Here is a 20,688-nt window from a genome sequence, read left to right on the forward strand (position 1 = left end):
AAGCGTGGAGGTGATGGCGTGAGCGACAGTCCCGAAGCGCGCCGCTACCGCGCCCTTTTCATCTCCGACGTCCACCTGGGCACCAAGGGTTGCCAGGCGGAACTTCTGCTGGACTTCCTGAAGTACCACGATGCCGACACCATCTATCTTGTGGGCGACATCGTGGACGGCTGGCGGCTGAAGCAGTCCTGGTACTGGCCGCAGAAGCACAACGACGTGGTGCAGAAGCTGCTGCGCAAGGGCCGCAAGGGCACGCGGATGCTCTATCTGCCCGGCAACCACGACGAGTTCCTGCGCGATTATTACGGCACCCATTTCGGTGGCATCGAGGTGGTGGAAACCGCCATCCACGAGGCGGCCGACGGCAAGCGCTACCTGGTCATCCATGGCGACGTGTTCGACCTGGTGGTGCGCCACGCCAAGTGGCTCGCCTTCCTCGGCGACTGGGCCTATTCCGCCGCCCTCACCATCAACACCTACCTCAACAAGGCGCGCCGCCGCCTCGGGCTCACCTATTGGTCGCTCAGCCAGTGGGCCAAGCTCAAGGTGAAGAATGCGGTGAACTATATCGGCAAGTTCGAGGAAGCGGTGGCCGACGAGGCCAAGCGCCACGATGTGGACGGCGTGATCTGCGGTCATATTCACCACGCGGTCATTCACGATCAGTTCGGTGTGCGCTATGTGAATTGCGGCGACTGGGTGGAGAGCTGCACCGCCATCGCCGAGCACGAGGACGGCCGACTCGAGATCATCAGCTGGACACGGCATCTCGAGGAGGTCCCCGCCGGTGAGCGGGAAATGGTCGAGGGGGCGCGCGCGGCGGCCTGATGCGGGTTCTTGTCGCCACCGATGCGTGGCATCCACAGATCAACGGCGTGGTGCGCTCGCTGGAGCACACTGCGAGCGAGGCCGCAAACCTCGGCGCGGAACTGGAATTCCTGACGCCGCAGGGCTTCCGCACCATTCCCATGCCCACCTATAACGAGATCCGCCTCGCCCTCGCGACGCCGCGCATGATCATGCGGCGAATCGAGGCCTTGGAGCCGGATTTCGTGCATATTGCCACCGAGGGGCCCATCGGCATCCTGGTGCGGCGGGCCTGCATCGCCTCGCGGCGGACCTTCACCACGTCCTACCACACCAAATTCCCGGAATATCTCGCCGCCCGCGCCCCGGTGCCGGAGCGCCTCACCTATGCGTGGCTGCGCTCCTTCCACAACGCCGGCGGCGGCGTCATGGTCTCCACTGCGACCCTGGAGCGCGACCTTGACGCCCGCGGCTTCAAGCGGCTGATGCGCTGGTCGCGCGGGGTGGATGCGGAGCTGTTCCGTCCCCGGCCGGAGGCGACGCTGAACCTGCCGCGCCCGGTCTACCTGTTCGTCGGCCGCGTGGCGGTGGAAAAGAATATCGAGGCCTTCCTTGCCCTCGATCTGCCGGGCTCCAAGGTGGTGGTGGGCAACGGCCCGGCCCTGGCGAGCCTGAAGGAGCGCTTCCCGGCGGTGCATTTCCTCGGCTCCAAGGAGGGGGAGGATCTGGCGCAGGTCTATTCCGCCTGCGACGTCTTCTGCTTCCCCAGCCGCACCGACACCTTCGGCATCGTGCTGCTGGAGGCGCTGGCGAGCGGCCTGCCGGTGGCGGCCTATCCGGTGACCGGACCCACCGACGTGCTGGCCGACGCCACCGAGCCGGTGGGCGTGCTGGACGAAGACCTGCGCATGGCCTGCCTCAAGGCGCTGGAACTCTCCCCGGCAGCCGCCCGTCGCTTCGCCCTGCGCTATACGTGGCGAGAAAGTGCCCGGCAGTTTCTCGACAACGTATTGATTGCGCATGATATTGGACCTATAGCACGGCGGTACCGCCTGCGCCGCAGGCGCAGGGTGGCCGCTGCTCCATGAACCCCCGTATCGACGCACTTCCCACTTCTGCCGACGTGGCTGCCGCAGCCCGGCGGCTGACGGGCGTGATCGTGCGCACGCCGCTCCTCTACTGCGCCGCCCTCAGCGAGTTGACCGGGGCGAAGGTGTTCGTGAAACCGGAAACCCTGCAGCGCACCGGCTCCTTCAAGTTCCGCGGCGCCTACAACCGGCTGGTGCAGATTCCCCTGGCGGACCGCCCGGCCGGCGTGGTCGCCTCCTCCTCCGGCAATCACGCCCAGGGCGTCGCCGCCGCCGCCCGCCTGCTCGGCATCCCCGCCATCATCGCCATGCCCGATGACGCCCCGGCGCTGAAGCGCGAGCGCACGGAAGCCTTCGGCGCCGCGGTGGTGGGCTTCGACCGGCGCACCCAGCACGGGGAGGACATCGCCGGAGCCCTTGCGGCCGAGCGCGGGGCCACGCTGGTGCCGCCCTATGACGACACCGAGGTGATCGCCGGGCAGGGCACGGTGGGGCTTGAGATTCTCGACGACCTTTCCGAGCTGGGCCTCGTGCCGCAGGTGGTGGCCGCGGCCGCGGGGGGCGGCGGGCTGGTGGCCGGCATCGCCCTGGCCGCGCAGTCGCGGGCGCCGGGCCTGCGGGTGGTGGCCTGCGAGCCCGAAGGGTTCGACGATCATGCCCGTTCCTTCCGGTCCGGCGTGCGCGAGCGCAATGTCTCGCTGGTGGGTTCCTTCTGCGATGCGTTGCTGGCGCCCCATCCCGGTGCCATGACCTTCGAGATCACGCGCACCCTGGTGGGCGAGGCGGCCGTCGCCGACGATGCGGAAGTGTCCAGGGCGGTCACCTTCGCCTTCCGCGAGCTGAAGCTCGTGGTGGAGCCCGGCGGCGCCGTGCCGCTGGCCTGCCTGCTGGAGGGACGCATTCCCATCGCCCCCGGCTCGGTGGTGGTGGTGGTTCTTTCCGGCGGCAACGTGGATACTGAAACCTTCATCCGCTGCCTCACCGCCTGAGGGCGCGCAGCGGGAAGGGGCGGCGGTCCATGGCACAGGACGAGGGGGCGAGGGGGCCGGGGCCTGCGGGCGGGCCCTGCGTCCAGCGGCGCCTGGCGGCGGCCTATGCCACCTATTTCATCGCCCTCGGCATCCAGATTCCCTATCTGCCCCTGTGGTTCCAGCAGCGCGGGCTCGGCCCCGAAGCCATCGGCATCGCCCTGGCGGTGCCCATGCTCGCCCGGCTGGTGGCCACCCCGCTGCTGGGGCTTCTCTCCGATCGGCTGGGCCGGCCGCGGGCGCTGCTGGTGGCCCTGGCCCTGGCCACCGTGCTCGGCATGGGGGCGCTGGCGGCGAGCCGCGAGGCCTTCGCCATCTTCGTGGTGCTGGGGCTCATGTCCCTGTGCTGGTTCCCGGGCCTCGCCCTCCTGGATTCCTACGCCTCGCGCCTGGCCAAGGCGAAGCGGGCCGATTATGGCCGCGCGCGGCAATGGGGCTCGGCTTCCTTTCTGGTGGCCAATGTGGCGGGGGGCGCCTTCATCGGCGGGTTGGGGGCGGGGTCCGTGGTCCTTCTGATGCTGGCGGGCCATCTCACCCATGTGCTGGCCACCGCCGCGCTGCCGGAGCTGCCCCCGGCGGAGCGCCGGGCCATGCCCCTGAACGGCCGGCGCGCGCGGCTCGGCCTGCTGGCCGGCATCGTCGCCGGGGCCGTGGTGCAGGCGAGCCACGCGCCGCTTTATGCCTTTGCCTCGGTGCATTGGGCGCAGGAGGGGGTGTCGCTCACCACCATCGGCCTTCTGTGGGCGGCCGGGGTGGCGGCGGAAATGGTGCTGTTCCGGTTCGGCACCGGGCTGGTGGCGCGGTTCGGCCCCCATCGGCTGATCGCCGCCGGGGGGATGGCGGCCCTGGTGCGCTTCGCTGCAATGGCGGGCGACCCGCCGCTGGAGCTGCTCTTTCCGCTCCAGCTGCTGCACGCCTTCACCTTCGGCGCCACCTATCTCGGCACGGTGGAGCTGATCGCCCGCAGTGTGAGCGAGCACCGGGCGGGGGCGGGGCAGACGGCGGCGGCGTGGACCACCAGCCTTTTCATGGCCACCGCCAATGTGGCGTCCGGGCCGCTCTGGCAGCAGTTCGGCCCCATGACCTTCCTGGCTGCCGGCGTCGTCGGCCTTGCCGGCACCGGCGTCGCCCTGCTGGCGGGCTGGCTTCAGCCCCACAGGTCCGGCGCGGGCGGGTAGACGATGGCCCCGTCATAGCGCAGGGCCGGGGTGCGGTCGCGGGCGAGCAGCAGCGGCCCGTCGAGGTCCACCACCTGCGCGCGCTGCGCCACCAGCAGCGCCGGCGCCATGGCGAGGGAGGAGGCCAGCATGCAGCCCACCATGATGGAAAAGCCGGCGCGCTGCGCCGCGCCGGCCAGGGCCAGCGCCTCGGTCAGGCCGCCGGCCTTGTCGAGCTTGATGTTCACCGCATCGTAGCGGTCGCGCAGGGCGGCGAGGCCGGCGCGGTCGTGCACGCTCTCGTCGGCGCAAACGGGCACCAGCCGCTGGATACGGGCGAGGGCCCCGTCCTGCCCGGCGGGCAGCGGCTGCTCGACGAGTTCCACCCCGGCGGCGGCGCAGGCCGAAAGGAGAGCCGGAAGCTGGTCCGCGTCCCAGCCTTCGTTGGCATCGACGATGAGGCGCGCGGCAGGGGCGGCGGCGCGGATGGCGGCGAGCCGCTGCACATCGCCCGGGGCGCCGAGCTTGAGCTTCAGCAGCGGCCGGCCCTGCGCTTCCGCCGCGCGGCGGGCCATGGCGTCCGGCGTGTCGAGGCTGAGGGTGAAGGCGGTGGTGAGCGGCCGCAGCGGCGCCACCCCGGCCTGCACGGCGGCGGGGACGCCGCTGCGTTTCGCCTCCAGGTCCCAGAAGGCGCAGTCGAGGGCGTTGCGGGCCGCACCCGCCGGCAGGCGCTCCTGCAATTGTGCGCGTGTGAGTCCGGCGGCAATCTCGGGCGCCAGCGCGGCGATGGCGGCGGCGACCCCCTCCACGGTTTCCCCGTAGCGGGCATAGGGCACGCATTCCCCGCGCCCGGTCACCCCGCCGGCGGTGATCCGGGCCTCCACCACCACCGCCTCCGTCTTGGAGCCGCGGGCGATGGTGAAGGTGCCGGCGATGGGAAACCGCTCGATGCTCAAGGTCAGCTCAGCCATGGGGTTAAGATTAATACCCGATTCCGCCAGCCCGTCGCGCCGGGCGGATGCGGAAGGTCGCCAGGTGTGTCCTGTGCGACCTCGACGTGGGGAAACTCTCTCTGTATGGCTAAGGACTGTTCTCTGGCGCTGCGGGATGCCCCGGCGGCCAGGAAGGCGGGGGCGTTCGCCGCCGGACCAGCGATGCTAAGGTCGGCGACGAAGAGGCGGCGGCAGATGTCGCGGCCGGTAGACACATGACGGGCGGGGTCCGGCTGCACCGGTTCCTGCCGAGGGAGATGCAAGCGTTGCCCCACGCGTCGCTGATTTCCGTGCATAGCCAGGACGACCGGCTGATCGTGGCCGGGCGCGGCGCATGGACCGCGGAATATGCCGACGACCTCGAATATGCCGTGGACGACACGGTGAGCAAATACCGCACCCCGAAGGGGGTGGAGATCGACCTTGCCGGGGTCGAGCGCATGGACACCTTCGGTGCCGTGCTGTTCGAGCGCCTGCGCCGCGCCTGGCTCGGCGCCGGGGTGGAGCCGCAGGTCCGCGGGCTGGCGCCGCGCTATGCGGTGCTGCTGGAGGAAATGTCGCGCACCGGCCACGAGCCGCCGCCCCCCAGCCGCCGGCACGAGGCCATCCTTGAGCGGTTCGGCCATGAAGTGGTCAATGTGGGCAAGGACGCCCTCGCATTGCTCAACTTCATCGGCGCCACCATGGCCGCCGTGGGGCGGGTGGCGCTGCGCCCGCGCACCTTCCGCTTCACCGCCATGGTGAACCAGCTGGACCGGGTGGGCTTCCGCGCCGTGCCCATCATCCTGCTCATCACCTTCCTCATCGGCTGCATCCTGGCCCAGCAGGGCATCTTCAATTTCCGCAGGTTCGGCGCCGACATCTATGTGGTGGACATGGTGGGCGTGCTGGTGCTGCGCGAACTGGGCGTGCTCATCGTCGCCATCATGATCGCCGGGCGGTCCGGCAGCGCCTACACCGCCGAGCTGGGGTCCATGCGCATGCGCGAGGAGATGGACGCGCTGCGGGTGATGGGGTTCGACCCGGTGGAGATCCTCGTGGTGCCGCGGGTCTTCGCGCTCATCATCGCCTTGCCGCTGCTCACCTTTATCGGCTCCATGTCGGCGCTGCTCGGGGCCGGGCTGGTGTCGTGGGGGTATGGCGGCATCACCCCCGACGTGTTCCTGCGCCGGCTGAAGGACGCCATCGACCTCGACCAGTTCAACGTGGGCATGCTGAAGGCGCCCTTCATGGCCGCCACCATCGGCATCGTCGCCTGCCTGGAAGGCATGCGGGTGGGCGGCAGCGCGGAATCCCTGGGCGCCCACACCACCGCCTCGGTGGTGAAGGCCATCTTCCTCGTCATCGTGATGGACGGGCTGTTCGCCATGTTCTTCGCCGCCATCGACATGTGAGGCGGCATGGACGCGCGCACCGCCCCGCTCACCGATACCCACGCGCGGGAAGCCATCATCCGCGTGCGCGACATCGTGGTCGGCTTCGGCGACCGCGTGGTGCTCAACCACCTGGACCTCGATGTCTACCGCGGCGAGATCCTCGGCTTCGTCGGCACCTCGGGCGGCGGCAAGTCGGTGCTCACCCGCACCATTCTCGGCCTGGTGCCCAAGCGGTCCGGCACCGTCGAGGTGTTCGGCCAGAATCTCGACGACCTGTCCGAGCGCGAGCGCTCCGCCCTGGAGCGGCGCTGGGGTGTGCTGTTCCAGCAGGGGGCCCTGTTCTCCTCGCTCACGGTGAAGCAGAACATCCAGTTCCCGCTGCGCGAGAACCTGCGCCTGTCCCAGCGCCTGCTGGACGAGATCGCCTTCACCAAGATCGAGATGGTGGGCCTCAAGTGCGATGTGGCGGAGAAGCTGCCCTCGGAGCTTTCCGGCGGCATGATCAAGCGCGCCGCACTGGCCCGCTCGCTCGCCCTCGACCCCGAGATCCTGTTCCTGGACGAGCCCACATCGGGCCTCGACCCCATCGGCGCGGGGGATTTCGACGAGCTCATCCGCACGTTGCAACAGACTTTGGGGCTTACGGTTTTCATGGTAACCCACGATCTCGACAGTCTGCACACGGTCTGCGACCGCATCGCCGCCCTGGCCGACGGGAAGGTGATCGCGCAGGGCACGATCGAAACCATGATGGAGGCTCAGCACCCGTGGTTGCGGGCCTATTTCCATGGCGCGCGGGCGCGGGCGGTTCAGTCTGCACACCCGCCGGGCGTGCCGGGACGGTAGAGAGGAGCGAGGCGGCCAAGAAGGACGTGGCCGCCGGGCAAATGGGCCGGAGCGCGGGGCAGGATCGGAACGGAGCCGGGACCAGGGCATGGAGACACGGGCCAACTACACCATCATCGGAGCCTTCACGCTCGCGGTCCTCGCCGCGGCGTTCGGCTTCGTGTACTGGTTCGCCGGGCCGCAGGATTCCACCGGCCGCAAGACCTACGAGATCATCTTCGACGGTTCGGTGGCCGGCCTGCGCCAGGGCAACAGCGTGCTGTTCAACGGCATTCCCGTGGGCCAGGTGACCAAGCTCGACCTCGTGCCGGACCAGCCGGGACAGGTGCTGGTGCGCATCGGCGTGGACAACAAGGTGCCGGTGCTTTCCGATGCGAAGGCCGGGCTGGAATCGCAGGGCCTCACCGGCATCGTGGCGGTGTCCCTCCGCGGCGGCAGCCCGGGCGCCGGGCCGATCCCTCCCGGCCCCAACGGCTTTCCCCGCATCGTCGCCGACGGCGGTGCCGGCATGGCGGGCCTCATCAACACCGCCCAGGGCGCCCTGCAGCGCATCGACAAGGTGATCCAGGCCATCAATCCCGACCACATCCGGGACATCATCAGCAATATCGAGGTCTTCTCCAAGGCGGTGGCGGAGAAGTCCGGCGACGTGCAGTCCCTGATCGAGCAGGCGAACGTCCTGGTGAAGCAGCTCAACGGGGTGGCGGAGCGGGTGGACAAGGTGGTGGTGAACCTGCAGCACGCCTCCGAGGACAAGGACGGGCTTTTGATGCAGGCCACCGACGCGGCCTCCTCGGTGCGGCGCCTCGCCGACAATCTCGACCAGCGCACGGCGCTGCTGACCGCAGAGATCAGCCGCTTCACCGGGCCGGGCCTGCGCCAGTATGAGGCGCTGGCCACCGACGGCCGCAGGACGCTGTCGGAGATCGACCGGGTGCTGAAGAACCTTGAGCGCAACCCGCAGCAATTCATCCTTGGCGGCGGCACTTCCATTCCCAAATATGGGCGATGAGCGGATCATGATCGACGTTCGCAGGAGCTTTTCAGCCATCCTGGCCGGCGCCGTCTCTCGACGCGCCCGGATGATGCTTGCGGCCGTGTTCGCTGCTGCCCTGGCCGGGTGCGGCTCCACCCCCGTGCCCACCTACAGCCTGTCCGCGCCGGGCGCCTTCTCCGCCGGCGGTGGCGGCGGCTCGGGGCAGTTGATCGTGGTGGCGCCCTCGGCGCTCGCGGTGTTGAACACGGACAAGGTGGTGGTGGAGCCCGGCCCCGGGCAGGTGGCTTATCTGGCCGACGCGCAATGGAGCGACAACCTGCCGGCCCTGCTGCAGGCCCGCACCATCCAGGCGTTCGAGAACGGCAGCAAGCTGCGCCGCGTCGCCCGGCCGGGCGACGGCGTGACGGCGGACTACCAGCTCGTCATCGACATCCGCACCTTCGCCCTGCGCATCACCGATGAGGGGCCGGTGGCCGTGGTGGAACTGTCCGCCAAGCTCATCGGCAGCCAGAGCGGGCGCATTCTCGCCGCCCATGTGTTCAAGGCTGGCGTGCCGGCCGCCTCCACCGCCGGGCAGGCCGCCACCGCAGCGCTGGACACGGCGGCCGACCAGGTGCTGGTGGCCATGGTGCGGTGGGCCTCAAGCCGGTTCTGAGGGCGATCGTCATCGAACGCGCCGGGTCCGCGCCAGCCTTGGCAGCCGCCGGAAGCCGGGCGCGACTGAGAGCTATCGGCGGTCGTCCAAACACCCGCCATCCGTTTCCTGGGGCGGCCTGCGCCGGCCAGGCCCAAAGGCCCGGCGATGGCGGGGCGTGTCGGACGCCATGAAATGCCGGGGACACCGCGCCGCGCCAGGCACCCGCGGCATGCGGGGTGTCCGGCGCGGCGGCGTGGCCTTCAGGCCTCAGATGCCCACCTTGTGCAACTGCGCATAAACCTCGTCGGCCCAGGTGCGAAGGTCCATCAGCCCGGCATAGGCGGCCCAGATCTCGATCCCGAACTTTTCCGCCAGCTCGGTCTCGGTGGCGGAGAGGGCATCTTCCACCGGGGTGAAGGTGCGCTCCAGGTGCGGCCAAAGCTCGGAATAGCAGCGCGGAATCTTGATGAAATGGAGGTTGCGCCCGGCACCGGCCCGCTCGATGCGCGACAGGTCGTGGCCCTCGAACGAGCCGCCCACCTCATTTTCGACGATGATCACGTTGGCCACCGGCAGGGCGTTGCCCACCACCACGTCCTCGATGAGGGTGGCGACATTCTCGATGGAATGGGTCTCGGGCTTGGTGATGACCAGCAGGTCGATTTCCGGCGAATTGCGCTGCTGCATGATGTGGGTCACGCGGCGATGGTGGGCCCATTGCACCAGCTGGGGCACCACATTGGCGCCGAGATCGAGCACTGCGCCGCCGGTGAGCAGAAGGCCGCCGAAACGGTCCCAGTAGCGCAGCGGCGCGTTGGCGTCGTTCTCGGTCTTGCCGGAGCCGAGGGCGGAGCCGATGCCCAGCTCCAGCACCTTGGTGGGGAAGAACTTGCCGATCTTGGAATGGCCGGTGCCGTCGGTGAAATCGGCCGCGACGAGCTTGTAGGCGAGCTCGCGCTTTCTCAGGGCCGCATAAACCATCTGGGCAAGGGTGGTCTTGCCCTGTCCACCGGCATAGGCAGCGCAGATAATAGTCTTCATGGAAAGAATGCTCCGCAGGCGTGAGGCGTCAGTTGCGGCCCGCCGGTCCGCTCAGGATCGCCGGCCCCTTTATGATACCGTCTGGGGGCGGGGACGGAAGATCCTGGCGTGCCGCACCGGCCGCTTCACTCGAAGCGGCCGGAGGCGTGGGCGAGCATCGTGTAGACCTTGCCTGTGTCGGACGTGAGATAGGTCCGGGTCAGGGCGCCGTCGCGGTCGTCCGCGGCAACCTGCTCCAGCAGGCGGTCGAATTCCGCAATGTAGCGGTCCACCGTGTCGCGGAAGCCGGCGTCGGCGCGGTAGCGCCGGCGCAGGGTGTCGAAGGTCTGCTGCCCCTGCTGGGTGTAGAGGCGGCGGGAGAAGACATTGCTCTCGCCGGCATTGTAGCGGTCCCACATCTCCACCGCCGCCTGATGGTCCATCATGCGGGCGATGTCGGTGGAGAGGGCGTCGAGGGATTCCACACCGCCGGGAGCGCGGGGGCTGCGCCGGCCGGCGTCGCCGAGGTCGTCGGAGGCGCGGGCGAGCAGCTCGGAGAGCCAGCCGTCGCGTTCCTCGCCGGCCTCGCGGGCGGCGGGGCGGGGCGCCGGGCGCTCGGCCTCGGCGCGGCGGGTGGGCGCCGGCGGGGCGGCGGGCCGGCGTGCCTCGGCGGGGGCATCCGCACGGCTGCGCCCGAGCGGGGCCGCCTCGCGGGTGGTGGAGGTCTCGCGGGCCACCGAGCTGCGGGCGATGTCCTGCACCGCCGTGCGGGCCGAAGCCTCGGCCACGTCCAGGGCCTGGCCCTGGCGGGCGACTATCTCGTTCAGCTCGGCAAGGGCCTTGATCTGCTCGGCGACGGCGCGGCGCATGGTGGCGGCGCTGGCCTCGGTCTCGGCCGGCAGTTCCAGGATGCCGCGCTTCATCTCCTCGCGGGCGAGGGCGATGGCGTGCTGCACGTCCTCGGCGACGCGCTTCAGGTCCCCGGCCACCTGGGTGAAGCGGTTGCCGGTTTCGCCGAACAGGCGCTGCACGTCGTCCAGGGCGGCGGCGTAGGTCTCGCGCAGGGCGGCCGCCGTGCGCTCGCGTTCCGCATCGGCGGCGACGCGCACCAGTTCCATCTGGGTCTCGATGGTCTTGGTGGAGCCCGACGTGGCCTCGGAGACGACGCCGGCGATCTGGCGGGCGCGGTTCTGGGCGGTCTTGAAGGTCTCGTCCAGCATGGAGTGGAAGCTGGCGAGGCGGGTGTCCATGTCGGCCACGCGCTGGCCGATGGTGGCGGTGAGATCCTCGATGGCCGCGCGCCGGGCGGTGAGGGTCTCGTCCACCCGGTTGTGGGCGCTGCCCAGGGCGCGGGTGGCCTCGTCCATCAGGCGGCTGTTCTGCTCCAGGCGGTTGGACAGCTCGGACATCTGCGCCAGGGCGCCGTTGGAAACCTCCCGCAGGCCCTTGATCTGGCTTTCGAACCGCTGGGCGGTGAGATCGGCGCTGTGGCTGATGCCGTCCACGGTGGTGCTGAAGCCCTCCACCCGCTGGGCGAAGCTGCCGGAGAAGTCCTCCAGATTGCCCACCGCCTTGGTCATGGCGCCCTGGAAGGTGGAGTTGGCTTCGGCGAGACGCTCGATGATGGCGCCCACGTCGCTCTTGAGCGAGGTGTTGGTGGCGGTGATCTCGGCCACGGCGCGCTGGCTGGTGCGCTCCAGGGCGGCGAGGAAGGTGCCGTTCTTGTCGTCGATGAGGTGGGCGATCTCGGTGAGGCGGGTGCCGAGGGCGTCCGCCACCTTCTCCGAATGCTCGGTGAGGGTGCGGCCCACATTCTGCGAGAGCAGGGAGAGCGAGCGCTCCACCTCCACCGCTTCCGAGCGCAGGGCGCCGGAGACGTTCTCGATGCGGCCCACGAGGGCGTCGGCGATGGCCGAGCCGCGCACTTCCAGGGAGGTGGCGACACCATCGAGGCGGCCGAGCACCAGTTCTTCGATGCGATGGACGCGGCCGTCCAGCACGGAGGCGATCTCCTGCGCCCGGCTGCCGATGTTGCGGTGGACCGCCTCGGCCCGCTCGGTGAGCACGTCGCCGAGCGCCTTGCTGCGGGTGGCGAAGAAGGATTCCAGGGTCTCCATCGACTTGTCGAGGGAGTCGGTGGCGTTCCGGGTGCCGTCGGAGATGGTGCGGGCGAGGGTCACCGTGCGGGTGGCCAGCGTTTCGGTCAGGCTCTGGGCGCGCTGGTCCAGCGTCTGCTCGATGCGGGCGATGCGCTGGTCCATGACGCTGGTCACGGTGTTGGTGGTGGAGGTGAGGCGCTCGTCCAGGGTGGCGGTGGCCGCCCGCAGGTTCTCGTTCACCGAGGCGACGCGGTGGCTGATCTGGTCCACCAGCTCGGGGGCATGGACCTTCACGGTGGTGTCGAAGGCCTTCACGCCGTCCTGCATGACGCGGGCGAGGGCGGTGCCGTCGTGCTGCATGCGGTCGGCCAGCTCGGTGCCGCGCACGGTGATGGTTTCCTCCATCGCCTTCAGGCGGGCGGTGAGCATCTCCTTGATGGCGTCGCCCTTGGTGCCGATGGTGGCCACCAGCATGTCGGCCGTTTCGCGGAAGGCATCGGTGACCTTCGAGCCGCGCGCGCCGATGGCCTTGGTGACCTCGTTGGCCACCATGGACAGGCGCTCGGTCATGTCGGAGCCGGCATTGTTGAGGGAGGAGGCGATCTCGTCGCCCTTGTCCACCAGCGCCGCCACCACGTGGTTGGAGGAGCGGTCGAGGGACTGGGCGATGCGGTCGCCGGTGTCGGCGAGACGGTGCTGCAGATCGTCGCCGCGCACGGCCACCGCCTCGTAGATGCGGTTGCCGGTGGCTTCGATGCGGTCGGCAAGGTCGGTGCCGCGCACCGCCAGCGTCTCGGCCACGCGCTCGCCGGTTTCCTCCAGCTTCTTCACGAGCTCGCCGCCGCGGGACGAGAAGTCGAGCACGGCCGCTTCGCTGGTGGCGCGGAAGGCGGCGTTCACCTCGGCCACCCGCACGTCGATGCTGTCGGCGAGGCGCCCGCTGTTGTCGGCCAGCGTGTCGCCGATGCCGGACTTCAGGCGGTCGATGTTGGCGGTGATGTCGTCGCCCCAGCGGTCGATGAGCTGGGCCACGTCGGAGGTGGTGGAGAGCAGGTTGGAGGCGAGGTCGTCGGTGCGCGACTTCAGGGTGTGCACCAGCACGTCACCGGACTCCGCGAGATCCTGGCGGATGTCCGAACCGGTGAGCTGCAGCCGGTCGATCAACTCGCCGCCCTTGGTGGTGAGGCTGTCGATCATGCTGTCGCCCACCCGGGCGAGGGCGGCGGTGATGTGCTCGCCCTTCTGGCCGAGGATCTCGGTGACCTGCTCGCTGGCCTCCATCATGGTGCCCTGGAGCCGGTCGGCGACGTCCTTGACCTCGTTGGAAAGCATGGCCTCGGCGCCCAGCAGGCCCTCGCGCAGGCGCTCGGTCTCGATCTGGATGTTGTGGCGCTCGGTCTGCAGCTCCTCGATGAGGGTGCGGATGCGCACCTCGTTTTCCTCATAGGCGCGTTCCAGAACCGAGACCTCGGCGCGCACCATGGCTTCCAGCTCGCCGGCGCGGGAGATGGCGCGGTCGATGCCGTCGCCCATGGCCGCCACCTCGCGGCGCACCGCCTGGCCCACGGTGACCACGGTCTCGGTGGCGATGGATTCCGGCTGGGCGAGGCGCAGCGCCACCTCGGTCATGGACCGGGCGATGCCCTGGAGTTCCTGGGAGCGGCGCATCACGCTCGCCATGCCGAAGAAGGCCAAAGGCGGCAGCAGGATGCCGGCGAAGATGCCCAGCAGGGCCGGCGATTCAACCAGCGATTCCAGGCCGTTGGAGCTGGCCAGCAGGCCCCGGTGGACGGTGTAGGCGAAGATGATCCCGACGATGATCCACAGCAGCGAACCGCCCGCGGCCCAGTAATAGGCGGTGGGGGCGGGGCGGCGCTGCAACTGGCCGAGGAGCTGGCCGATGGTCTGGCGATCGTCGTTGGCGGCGCGGCGCTCGGGGTCGAGGCCACGGCGGGGCGGGCCCTCGCGCCGGCCCTCGGGGCGCCCTTCCGGCCGGGCGTCGGCCTCGGGGGGGCGCGGCCGGCGGTTGATGGGGCGTTGCTCCCGCGGCGGAACGGCGGGCAGGGGGCGATCAATGGGGGAGGCGCGATCCGGCGGGATGGCCGGTTCCGCCCCCTTCGCCGCCGCGCCTGGCGCCACGGTGTCGAGTTCCAGCGTCAGAGCCTCCTGGATGGCCGACAGAGCCGCCTCGGTCGGGTCCTGGATCTTCTTCGGAGTCTTCATCTCGCTGTCGCCTCTGCCTTCGACGGCGGCCCGGGCGGTTTGTTCCGCCCACGCGACGCCGAGTCCAGTACCCACACCCTCCCGCAGCCCCGATGGCCCCACGGAATTGGTTTACGCTTCCTTATCCTAGACTTGCCGCGCTGCGGATTGAACCGCCCGTGCCACGAATATGAAGATATCGTTAACGGCCGTGGCGCCCCGGCATCGGTGCTGGCGCGAGGCGGCGCTTGCGGTTATAGCCCTTGCCGGGCCTCGGTGCCGAAGCCATTTCCCCCCCACCCTCCGTCGCCACGGCACGTGAACGGTCAGTCAGCGGCATTCTACATGGTTGCTATCACCTTCATCGAATTCGACGGCACGTCCCACGCGGTGGAAGGCCCGGAAGGCGCCACCGCCATGGAGACGGCGATCCGCAACGGCGTGCCCGGCATCGTCGCCGAATGCGGCGGGGCGTGCGCCTGCGCCACCTGCCATGTCTATGTGGACGAGGCCTGGACCGAAAAGGTCGGCGCGCCCTCCGAGATGGAGGAGGGCATGCTGGACTTCGCCACGGACGTGCGGCCCAATTCCCGCCTCTCCTGCCAGATCAAGCTCACCGCCGAACTCGACGGGCTGGTGCTGCGCACGCCGGAAACCCAGGGCTGAGGCCTCGGCGGCCGTCGGGGCGGCCGGCGATCATCCTTCCTTTACGGTGCGGGCGTCACAATCTCGCCTGCGCTGTCGAGGATAAGCCATGGCGTCCGTCGCTGCTGCCATCGAGAGATCTGTCGTGTCGCCCCGTCCAGCCCTGCCCGGCGCCGCGGCGCCCATCATTCTCGTGTTCGATTCTGGCGTAGGTGGCCTCTCCGTGTTCCGCGAGGTGGCCCGCGCCCGGCCGGACGCACGCTTCGTCTATGCCGCCGACGATGCCGCCTTCCCTTATGGCGCCTTGTCCGACGAGATGCTGGTGGCGCGGGTTTCCCAGGTGATGGACCGGCTGATCGGCGAGGTTGCGCCGGATCTGGTGGTCATCGCCTGCAACACCGCCTCCACCCTCGCGCTGCCGTCGCTGCGGGCGCGCCACACCGTTCCGTTCGTGGGCACGGTGCCGGCGGTGAAGCCGGCGTGCGCCGCCTCGGCGACCCGGCGCGTGAGCGTGCTGGCGACCCCGGGCACCGTGCGCCGCGACTATACCGCCGCCCTGATCCGCGAATTCGCCGTGGGCTGCGACGTGGCGCTGGTGCCCAGCGACGCCCTCGCCGGCCTCGCCGAAGCCGCCATGGCGGGGGACGAGGTGGACGATGCGGACATCACCGCGGAGATTGCCCCCTGCTTCGTCTCTGCCGGCGGCCGGCGGACCGATACCGTGGTGCTGGCCTGCACCCATTATCCCCTCATCCTCGACCGGCTGGAGCGGCTGGCCCCGTGGCCGGTGCGGTGGATCGACCCGGCCCCGGCCATCGCCCGGCGGGTCACGCAGCTCATCGGTGCGCCGGGCGCGGTGATGGATGCCGGCCCGGTGCGCATCGTCTCCACCCTGCGGCCTCTGGAGGCCGAGCGGATCTCCGCCATCATCGGCCGCGCCGTCGCCGCGCCGCAGGTCCTTGCAACCGCCGGCCTCTTCGCCGCTGCCTGCTGATCGCGCCCCGGAGGCCCCATGACGCCACGCATCGACCGTCGCGCCTTCACCCTGGGCCTTGTGGGCGCAGGCCTTGCCGGCATCGCGCCGGCCTTCGCCCAAAAGGCGGCCCAGCCGTTTCCCCGCTGGGTGGAGACGTTCCGCGCCCGCGCCCGTGCCCGCGGCGTCTCGGATGCCACCTATAACAGTGTGTTCGCCGGGCTGAAGCCGGATACCGGCGTCTATGCGCAGGACCGCGCCCAGCCGGAATTCACCGAGCTGACCTGGCAGTATCTCAACCGCCGCGTCTCCGACTGGCGCATCGCCACCGGCAAGGAACGCGCGCGCCAATATGCCGGCCTCCTCGACCGCATCGAAAAGGCGTTCGGCGTCGATCGCCGGGTGATGCTGGGCTATTGGGGCATGGAGAGCGCCTTCGGCGATGTCCTCTCCAACCCCAAGCACATGAAGCCCATCTTCCCCTCCCTCGCGGCGCTGGCCTGGGGCGATGCGCGGCGGCGCAAATACTGGGAAGCGGAATTGCTCAACGCTTTGGTCATCGTCGAGCGCGGCTGGGGCACGCCGCAGGAGATGACCGGCTCGTGGGCCGGGGCCATGGGGCACACCCAGTGGATGCCCGAGGTGTGGCTCAACATGGGCGTGGACTTCGACGGCGACGGGCGCATCTCGCCCTTCGGCAAGCCGGACGATGCCCTGGCCGGAACCGCCAACTACCTGGTGAAGCGTGGCAAATATCGCCGAGGCGAGCCGTGGGGCTTCGAGGTGAAGCTGCCCGCCGGCTTCAACGCCGCCTTGGCGGACAACAAGACGCGCCGGCCCCTCGGCCAGTGGGGCGAGCTTGGCCTCGTCACCGTCGAGGGCCAGTCCCTCGCCGGCTATGACGAGCCCGCGCGGCTGTGGCTGCCGGGTGGGGAGGGCGGGCCGGCCCTGCTCCTGCTGCACAATTTCTACGCGGTGCGGTCCTACAATCCGTCGTCCAACTATGCGCTCGCCGTGGTGCATCTGGGCGACCGCATCATGGGGGAGGGGGCGTTCGTGACGCCCTGGCCCGGCGGCGAGCGGGCGCTGACCCTCGCCGAGGTGCAGGAGGTGCAGCAGCGGCTGACCGCCGCCGGATTCAACACCGGGGGCACCGACGGCCGGGTGGGCACCGACACCATGCGCGCGGTGCGGGCGTTCCAGCAGAAGGCGGGCATCACCCCGGCCGACGGCTACGCCTCCCTCGTGGTGCTCACCGCCCTGCGCCAGGGGCGGTGAGGGAGGGGCTTCCCGCGGCTGCCGGGTTCGGCCCCGAAATGCTCCGGCTCAGCCCCAGGTGCCGCGGAAGTTGCGGTACAATTGCGCTGCGGCGGCGCGGAACACGGGCATCTTCTCCCGGGTGGCGGCTTCCAGCACCACCTGGCCGCCGGAGCCGGTGATGGCCTCCAGCGCGCAGCGATATTCGATGATCGCGCCCCATTCGGGCACGGTCTCGTCGGTCAGCTCCACATGATACTGGATGCCGAACGCCCGCGGGCCCACCTGCAGGGCCTGGATGGGGCAATGGTCGTTCTCGGCCAGGATCTGCCCGCCCTCGGGCAGGGCCAGCACCGCCGCTCCGTGCCATTGAAGAGTGGGAAAGCTCGGCGCCAGGCCCTGGAACAGGGGCGAGGCAAGCCCTGCTTGCGTGAGGCGCACGTCGGTGACGCCCACTTCCGGCCCCGGCATCAGGCCCACCTTGCCGCCGAGGGCATCGGCGAGCAACTGGTGGCCGAGGCAGACGCCCAGATAGGGGCGTCCCGACGCAACCCATGCGCGGATGGCGGCCTTCTCGGCGACGAGCCAGGGGTATTCCTCCTCCTGCCACACATCCATGGGGCCGCCGAACACCATGAGGGCGTCGTAGCCCTCCAGGGCGGGGATCTTCTCCCCCTCGTCCAGCTCGACGGCATCCCAGGCCACGCCGTCCGCCTGCATGAGGTCACGGAAGCTGCCGGGATGCTCGGCGGCGACGTGCTGGAAGACAAGGACTCTCACGGGCGGACCTCCGGTGGCGTGATGGCGGCAGGCTAGAGGTTCGCGGAGCGCGGACAAGGAGAAATGAGCGCCTGCGGCGATGCTGCACCGGGCCCGCAGCAGGCCCCCAGCCCCAGCCGGCAGGCATGCCCCCAGCCGGCACCAGCCCCCAGCCGGCACCAGCCCCCAGGCGGCACCAGCCCCCAGGTGGCGCGGCGCCGCCGGCGCGTCTATAGAGGCCCCGCCGACATACGGAGCGCCCCATCGCCGTGACTGCCCCCCATCTCCATCAGGACGCGCGCAGCGACGAGACTTCCGCCTTCGCCCCGGTGCCGTTCTGGGCCCGGCCTGCGGGCGTGACGCTCATCGTCGGCGGCTGGATGCTGATCCATGCTCTGATCGCGATCTTCTTCGAGATCGCCATCAATGCGGACGACGCCATCGAGAGCTACATGGTCCAGTCGCTGGAGCTCTCCTACGTCCCGCGCAACCCGCCGTTCTTCGACTGGCTCCTGTGGGGACTGCAGCGGGTGGTGGGCACCGGGGCGCTGTCCTTCGCCGTGCTGCGCTACGCTCTGCTGTTCGCCTGCGCCATGCTGGTGTGGCGGGTGGCGCGCCGGGTCATCGGCGATCCGCGGCTGCAGGCGCTGGCCACCTTCTCGCTCTCGGCCATCTGGGTGATCGGCTATCACAGCCATCGCATCCTCACCCATTCCAACGTGATGATCGTGGCCATCGCCGGCGCCTTCCTCACCCTCACGGCGCTGACCCAGCGCAGGAGCGCGGGGCTTTATGCCAGCCTCGGCGCCTGGATCGCAGTGGGGCTCCTGGGCAAGTTCGGCTTCGCCGCCTTCCTGGGCGTGCTTCTGGTCGCCTGCCTGATCGAGCCGGCCTATCGCCGCGTGCTGTTCGACCGGCGCATCGGCCTCACCCTCGCCGCCGCTGCGGTTCCGCTCGTCATCTACGGCTGGGCGCTCTACCGGCTCGACCAGGACGTGGCGGCGGCCACCGCCCAGACCATCGGCGCCACGGGCGCCGGCTGGGACGATGTGCTCGCCTCCGTGGTGAGCGCGCTCGGCGGCTATGTGCTCCCGCTGGTCTTTCTCATCGCGGTGGTGTTCCTGCCCTCCAACCGCGGCGAGGGGCCCGCGCCGGACGATGGCGCGCGGGGTCCCGCGCGGCGGGTGCTGCGCACCATCATCGTCGCGGGCATCGTCGTCACCCTGGCCGGGACCATCGCCGTGGGCACCACCAGCCTGCGGGACCGCTACTTCCACGTGTTCCTGCTGCTGCTGCCGGTCTATCTGTTCGCGGAGCTGGAGCGGCTCGGCGGCTGGCGCAAGCGGGTGGGCCTCTATCTGGGCCTGCTGGCGGCGGCGAGCCTGGGGGTCATGGTGGCGCGCATGGCCGTGCCGCTGTGGCCGGACCCGCGCCTGTGCGGGCGCTGCATGGCGGCCGAGCCGCTCTACAAGCTGCGCGCCGCCATCGCCGGCCGGCTCGGGCCGGCACCGACGCTGGTGGCCGACGACCGCACCTCCGCCGGGCGGCTGCGCGCCGCCATTCCCGGGGCCCGGGTGGTGATCGTGCGCGAGCTGCAATATCGCCCGCCGGCGCGGGAGGCCACCGGCTGCGCCCGGGTCACCGGCATCGTCAACGGCCTGCCCCGGCTGCTGCTGCCGCCGGCCGGGCAGAACACCCTCGAAATGTCGGTGAAATGGTGGTCGCCCATGATGAATCCCCATCGCTGGAGCGACTGGCAGATGACCATTCTGCCGCCGGACGATCCCTTGTGCCGCTGATGCGGCGGGCCGATGCGGCCGGAGGCGGCGGGCGCGGCGCCACACACAGGTGAGGGGGCGGCGGCTCGCCCCCTTTGGACAGCTCCGGCCCTCGCGGTTACCGCATCACGGCTCCATCTTCATGGCGCCATCCTTATGGCTCTTGCCCTGGCATGGGCCTGTGTCTACCTCTACCGCTCGGCCGCGGGATCGGCCGCAGGGAGCGCACCATGGCTGTCGTCCAGGCTTCGCCGATCGAGCTGTACTATTGGCCGACCCCCAACGGATGGAAAGTTGCCATCATGCTGGAGGAATGCGGCCTGCCCTACGAGGTCAAGCTCGTGAACATCGGCAAGGGCGACCAGTTCAAGCCGGAATTCCTGGCCCATTCCCCCAACAACAAGATCCCCGCCATCATCGACCCCGAGGGGCCGGGCGGGGCGCCCATCTCGGTGTTCGAATCGGGCGCCATCCTGCAGTATCTCGGCCGCAAGACCGGCCAGTTCTACCCCGCCGACGAGCGTGGCCGGGTGGAGGTGGACCAGTGGCTGTTCTGGCAGATGGGCGGGCTCGGCCCCATGGCCGGGCAGGCGCACCACTTCCGCATCTATGCGCCGGAGAAGATCCCCTACGCCATCGAGCGCTACACCAACGAGGTGCACCGCCTCTACGGGGTGATGAACAGCCGCCTGAAGGACCGCGACTATCTCGCCGGGGACTATTCCATCGCCGACATGGCGTGCATCGGCTGGGCCAAGCTCTGGGAGCGGCAGGGGCAGAATATCACGGAGTTTCCGCATCTTAAGGGTTGGATCGAACGGGTTCTGGCGCGTCCGGCGGTGCAGCGCGGCCTGGCGGTGAACGCCGAGGAGCGGGCCAGGGCCGACCTGTCCAGGGACAAGGACGCGCAGGCCGTGCTGTTCGGGCAGCGGGCCCGCAGCTGAGGCTGCACGGGCTGCAGCCGCCCGGCACGAATGGCGCGGCGGGGCAGGGCGCGGGTCCATGACTGCGCCGTCTCGGGGATGCC

At 70.1% G+C, this 20,688-nt stretch carries 17 protein-coding genes; 13 read left to right on the plus strand and 4 right to left on the minus strand.

Going from position 1 to position 20,688, the window contains the following annotated elements; translation table 11 throughout:
• Positions 1–18: 18 nt before the first annotated feature.
• The 4 genes from ACI7BZ_RS14210 to ACI7BZ_RS14225 are packed head-to-tail and all read left to right on the plus strand — an operon-like array spanning position 19 to position 4,101.
• Positions 19–828: a UDP-2,3-diacylglucosamine diphosphatase gene (locus ACI7BZ_RS14210; protein ID WP_414117833.1), complete on the plus strand. Its 810-nt coding sequence runs from the start codon at positions 19–21 to the stop codon at positions 826–828.
• Complete coding sequence (locus tag ACI7BZ_RS14215) at positions 828–1,895, plus strand: glycosyltransferase family 4 protein (RefSeq protein ID WP_414117834.1); 1,068 nt, start codon at positions 828–830, stop codon at positions 1,893–1,895. Before ACI7BZ_RS14210 ends, ACI7BZ_RS14215 begins: the two co-directional genes overlap by 1 nt.
• Positions 1,892–2,884 (plus strand): threonine ammonia-lyase, encoded by a 993-nt coding sequence (locus ACI7BZ_RS14220; protein ID WP_414117835.1) that lies wholly within the window; start codon positions 1,892–1,894, stop codon positions 2,882–2,884. The genes ACI7BZ_RS14215 and ACI7BZ_RS14220 overlap by 4 nt, the downstream gene beginning before the upstream one ends.
• A gap of 29 nt (positions 2,885–2,913) precedes the next feature.
• The gene (locus ACI7BZ_RS14225; protein ID WP_414117836.1) at positions 2,914–4,101 is read left to right on the plus strand and encodes an MFS transporter; all 1,188 of its coding nucleotides are present in this window, start codon (positions 2,914–2,916) and stop codon (positions 4,099–4,101) included.
• On the opposite strand, the gene dgcA is transcribed toward ACI7BZ_RS14225, so the two are convergent.
• Complete coding sequence (gene dgcA, locus ACI7BZ_RS14230; protein ID WP_414117837.1) at positions 4,071–5,051, minus strand: N-acetyl-D-Glu racemase DgcA; 981 nt, start codon at positions 5,049–5,051, stop codon at positions 4,071–4,073. The genes ACI7BZ_RS14225 and dgcA overlap by 31 nt on opposite strands.
• Positions 5,052–5,329: 278 nt before the next feature.
• On the opposite strand from dgcA, the gene ACI7BZ_RS14235 reads away from it, so the two are divergent.
• From ACI7BZ_RS14235 to ACI7BZ_RS14250, 4 genes are all read left to right on the plus strand, one after another.
• Positions 5,330–6,466 (plus strand): MlaE family lipid ABC transporter permease subunit, encoded by a 1,137-nt coding sequence (locus ACI7BZ_RS14235; RefSeq protein WP_414119171.1) that lies wholly within the window; start codon positions 5,330–5,332, stop codon positions 6,464–6,466.
• Positions 6,467–6,472: 6 nt separating this feature from the next.
• A complete protein-coding gene (locus tag ACI7BZ_RS14240) occupies positions 6,473–7,294 on the plus strand; it encodes an ABC transporter ATP-binding protein (protein ID WP_414117838.1) in 822 nt (273 codons plus the stop codon).
• 88 nt (positions 7,295–7,382) lie between these two features.
• Complete coding sequence (locus ACI7BZ_RS14245) at positions 7,383–8,306, plus strand: MlaD family protein (protein WP_414117839.1); 924 nt, start codon at positions 7,383–7,385, stop codon at positions 8,304–8,306.
• A 7-nt stretch (positions 8,307–8,313) separates the two neighbouring features.
• A complete protein-coding gene (locus ACI7BZ_RS14250) occupies positions 8,314–8,946 on the plus strand; it encodes an ABC-type transport auxiliary lipoprotein family protein (RefSeq protein WP_414117840.1) in 633 nt (210 codons plus the stop codon).
• A 249-nt stretch (positions 8,947–9,195) separates the two neighbouring features.
• Here ACI7BZ_RS14250 and ACI7BZ_RS14255 read toward each other — a convergent pair whose 3' ends face one another.
• Together ACI7BZ_RS14255 and ACI7BZ_RS14260 are read right to left on the minus strand one after the other, a co-directional pair.
• Entirely contained in the window at positions 9,196–9,969 is a 774-nt protein-coding gene (locus tag ACI7BZ_RS14255) for a hypothetical protein (protein ID WP_414117841.1), read from the minus strand.
• A gap of 125 nt (positions 9,970–10,094) precedes the next feature.
• Positions 10,095–14,270, minus strand: a complete 4,176-nt coding sequence (locus ACI7BZ_RS14260; protein ID WP_414117842.1) for an apolipoprotein A-IV repeat region-like domain-containing protein — start codon at positions 14,268–14,270, stop codon at positions 10,095–10,097.
• 324 nt (positions 14,271–14,594) lie between these two features.
• On the opposite strand from ACI7BZ_RS14260, the gene ACI7BZ_RS14265 reads away from it, so the two are divergent.
• The 3 genes from ACI7BZ_RS14265 (at position 14,595) to ACI7BZ_RS14275 (ending at position 17,145) form a co-directional block, all read left to right on the plus strand.
• Entirely contained in the window at positions 14,595–14,915 is a 321-nt protein-coding gene (locus ACI7BZ_RS14265; RefSeq protein WP_414117843.1) for a 2Fe-2S iron-sulfur cluster-binding protein, read from the plus strand.
• Positions 14,916–15,003: 88 nt separating this feature from the next.
• Positions 15,004–15,888: a glutamate racemase gene (gene murI / locus ACI7BZ_RS14270; RefSeq protein WP_414117844.1), complete on the plus strand. Its 885-nt coding sequence runs from the start codon at positions 15,004–15,006 to the stop codon at positions 15,886–15,888.
• Positions 15,889–15,906: 18 nt separating this feature from the next.
• On the plus strand, positions 15,907–17,145 hold the full coding sequence (locus tag ACI7BZ_RS14275; protein WP_414117845.1) for a lytic murein transglycosylase: 1,239 nt from the start codon (positions 15,907–15,909) through the stop codon (positions 17,143–17,145).
• Positions 17,146–17,193: 48 nt separating this feature from the next.
• Here ACI7BZ_RS14275 and ACI7BZ_RS14280 read toward each other — a convergent pair whose 3' ends face one another.
• Entirely contained in the window at positions 17,194–17,904 is a 711-nt protein-coding gene (locus ACI7BZ_RS14280) for a type 1 glutamine amidotransferase (RefSeq protein ID WP_414117846.1), read from the minus strand.
• A 248-nt stretch (positions 17,905–18,152) separates the two neighbouring features.
• On the opposite strand from ACI7BZ_RS14280, the gene ACI7BZ_RS14285 reads away from it, so the two are divergent.
• Both ACI7BZ_RS14285 and ACI7BZ_RS14290 read left to right on the plus strand, forming a co-directional pair.
• Positions 18,153–19,682: an ArnT family glycosyltransferase gene (locus ACI7BZ_RS14285; protein WP_414117847.1), complete on the plus strand. Its 1,530-nt coding sequence runs from the start codon at positions 18,153–18,155 to the stop codon at positions 19,680–19,682.
• A gap of 209 nt (positions 19,683–19,891) precedes the next feature.
• A complete protein-coding gene (locus ACI7BZ_RS14290; RefSeq protein ID WP_414117848.1) occupies positions 19,892–20,605 on the plus strand; it encodes a glutathione S-transferase N-terminal domain-containing protein in 714 nt (237 codons plus the stop codon).
• Positions 20,606–20,688 lie beyond the last annotated feature (83 nt).

This window comes from Xanthobacter sp. AM11 (genome assembly GCF_047444035.1).
Classification (GTDB): Bacteria; Pseudomonadota; Alphaproteobacteria; order Rhizobiales; family Xanthobacteraceae; genus Xanthobacter.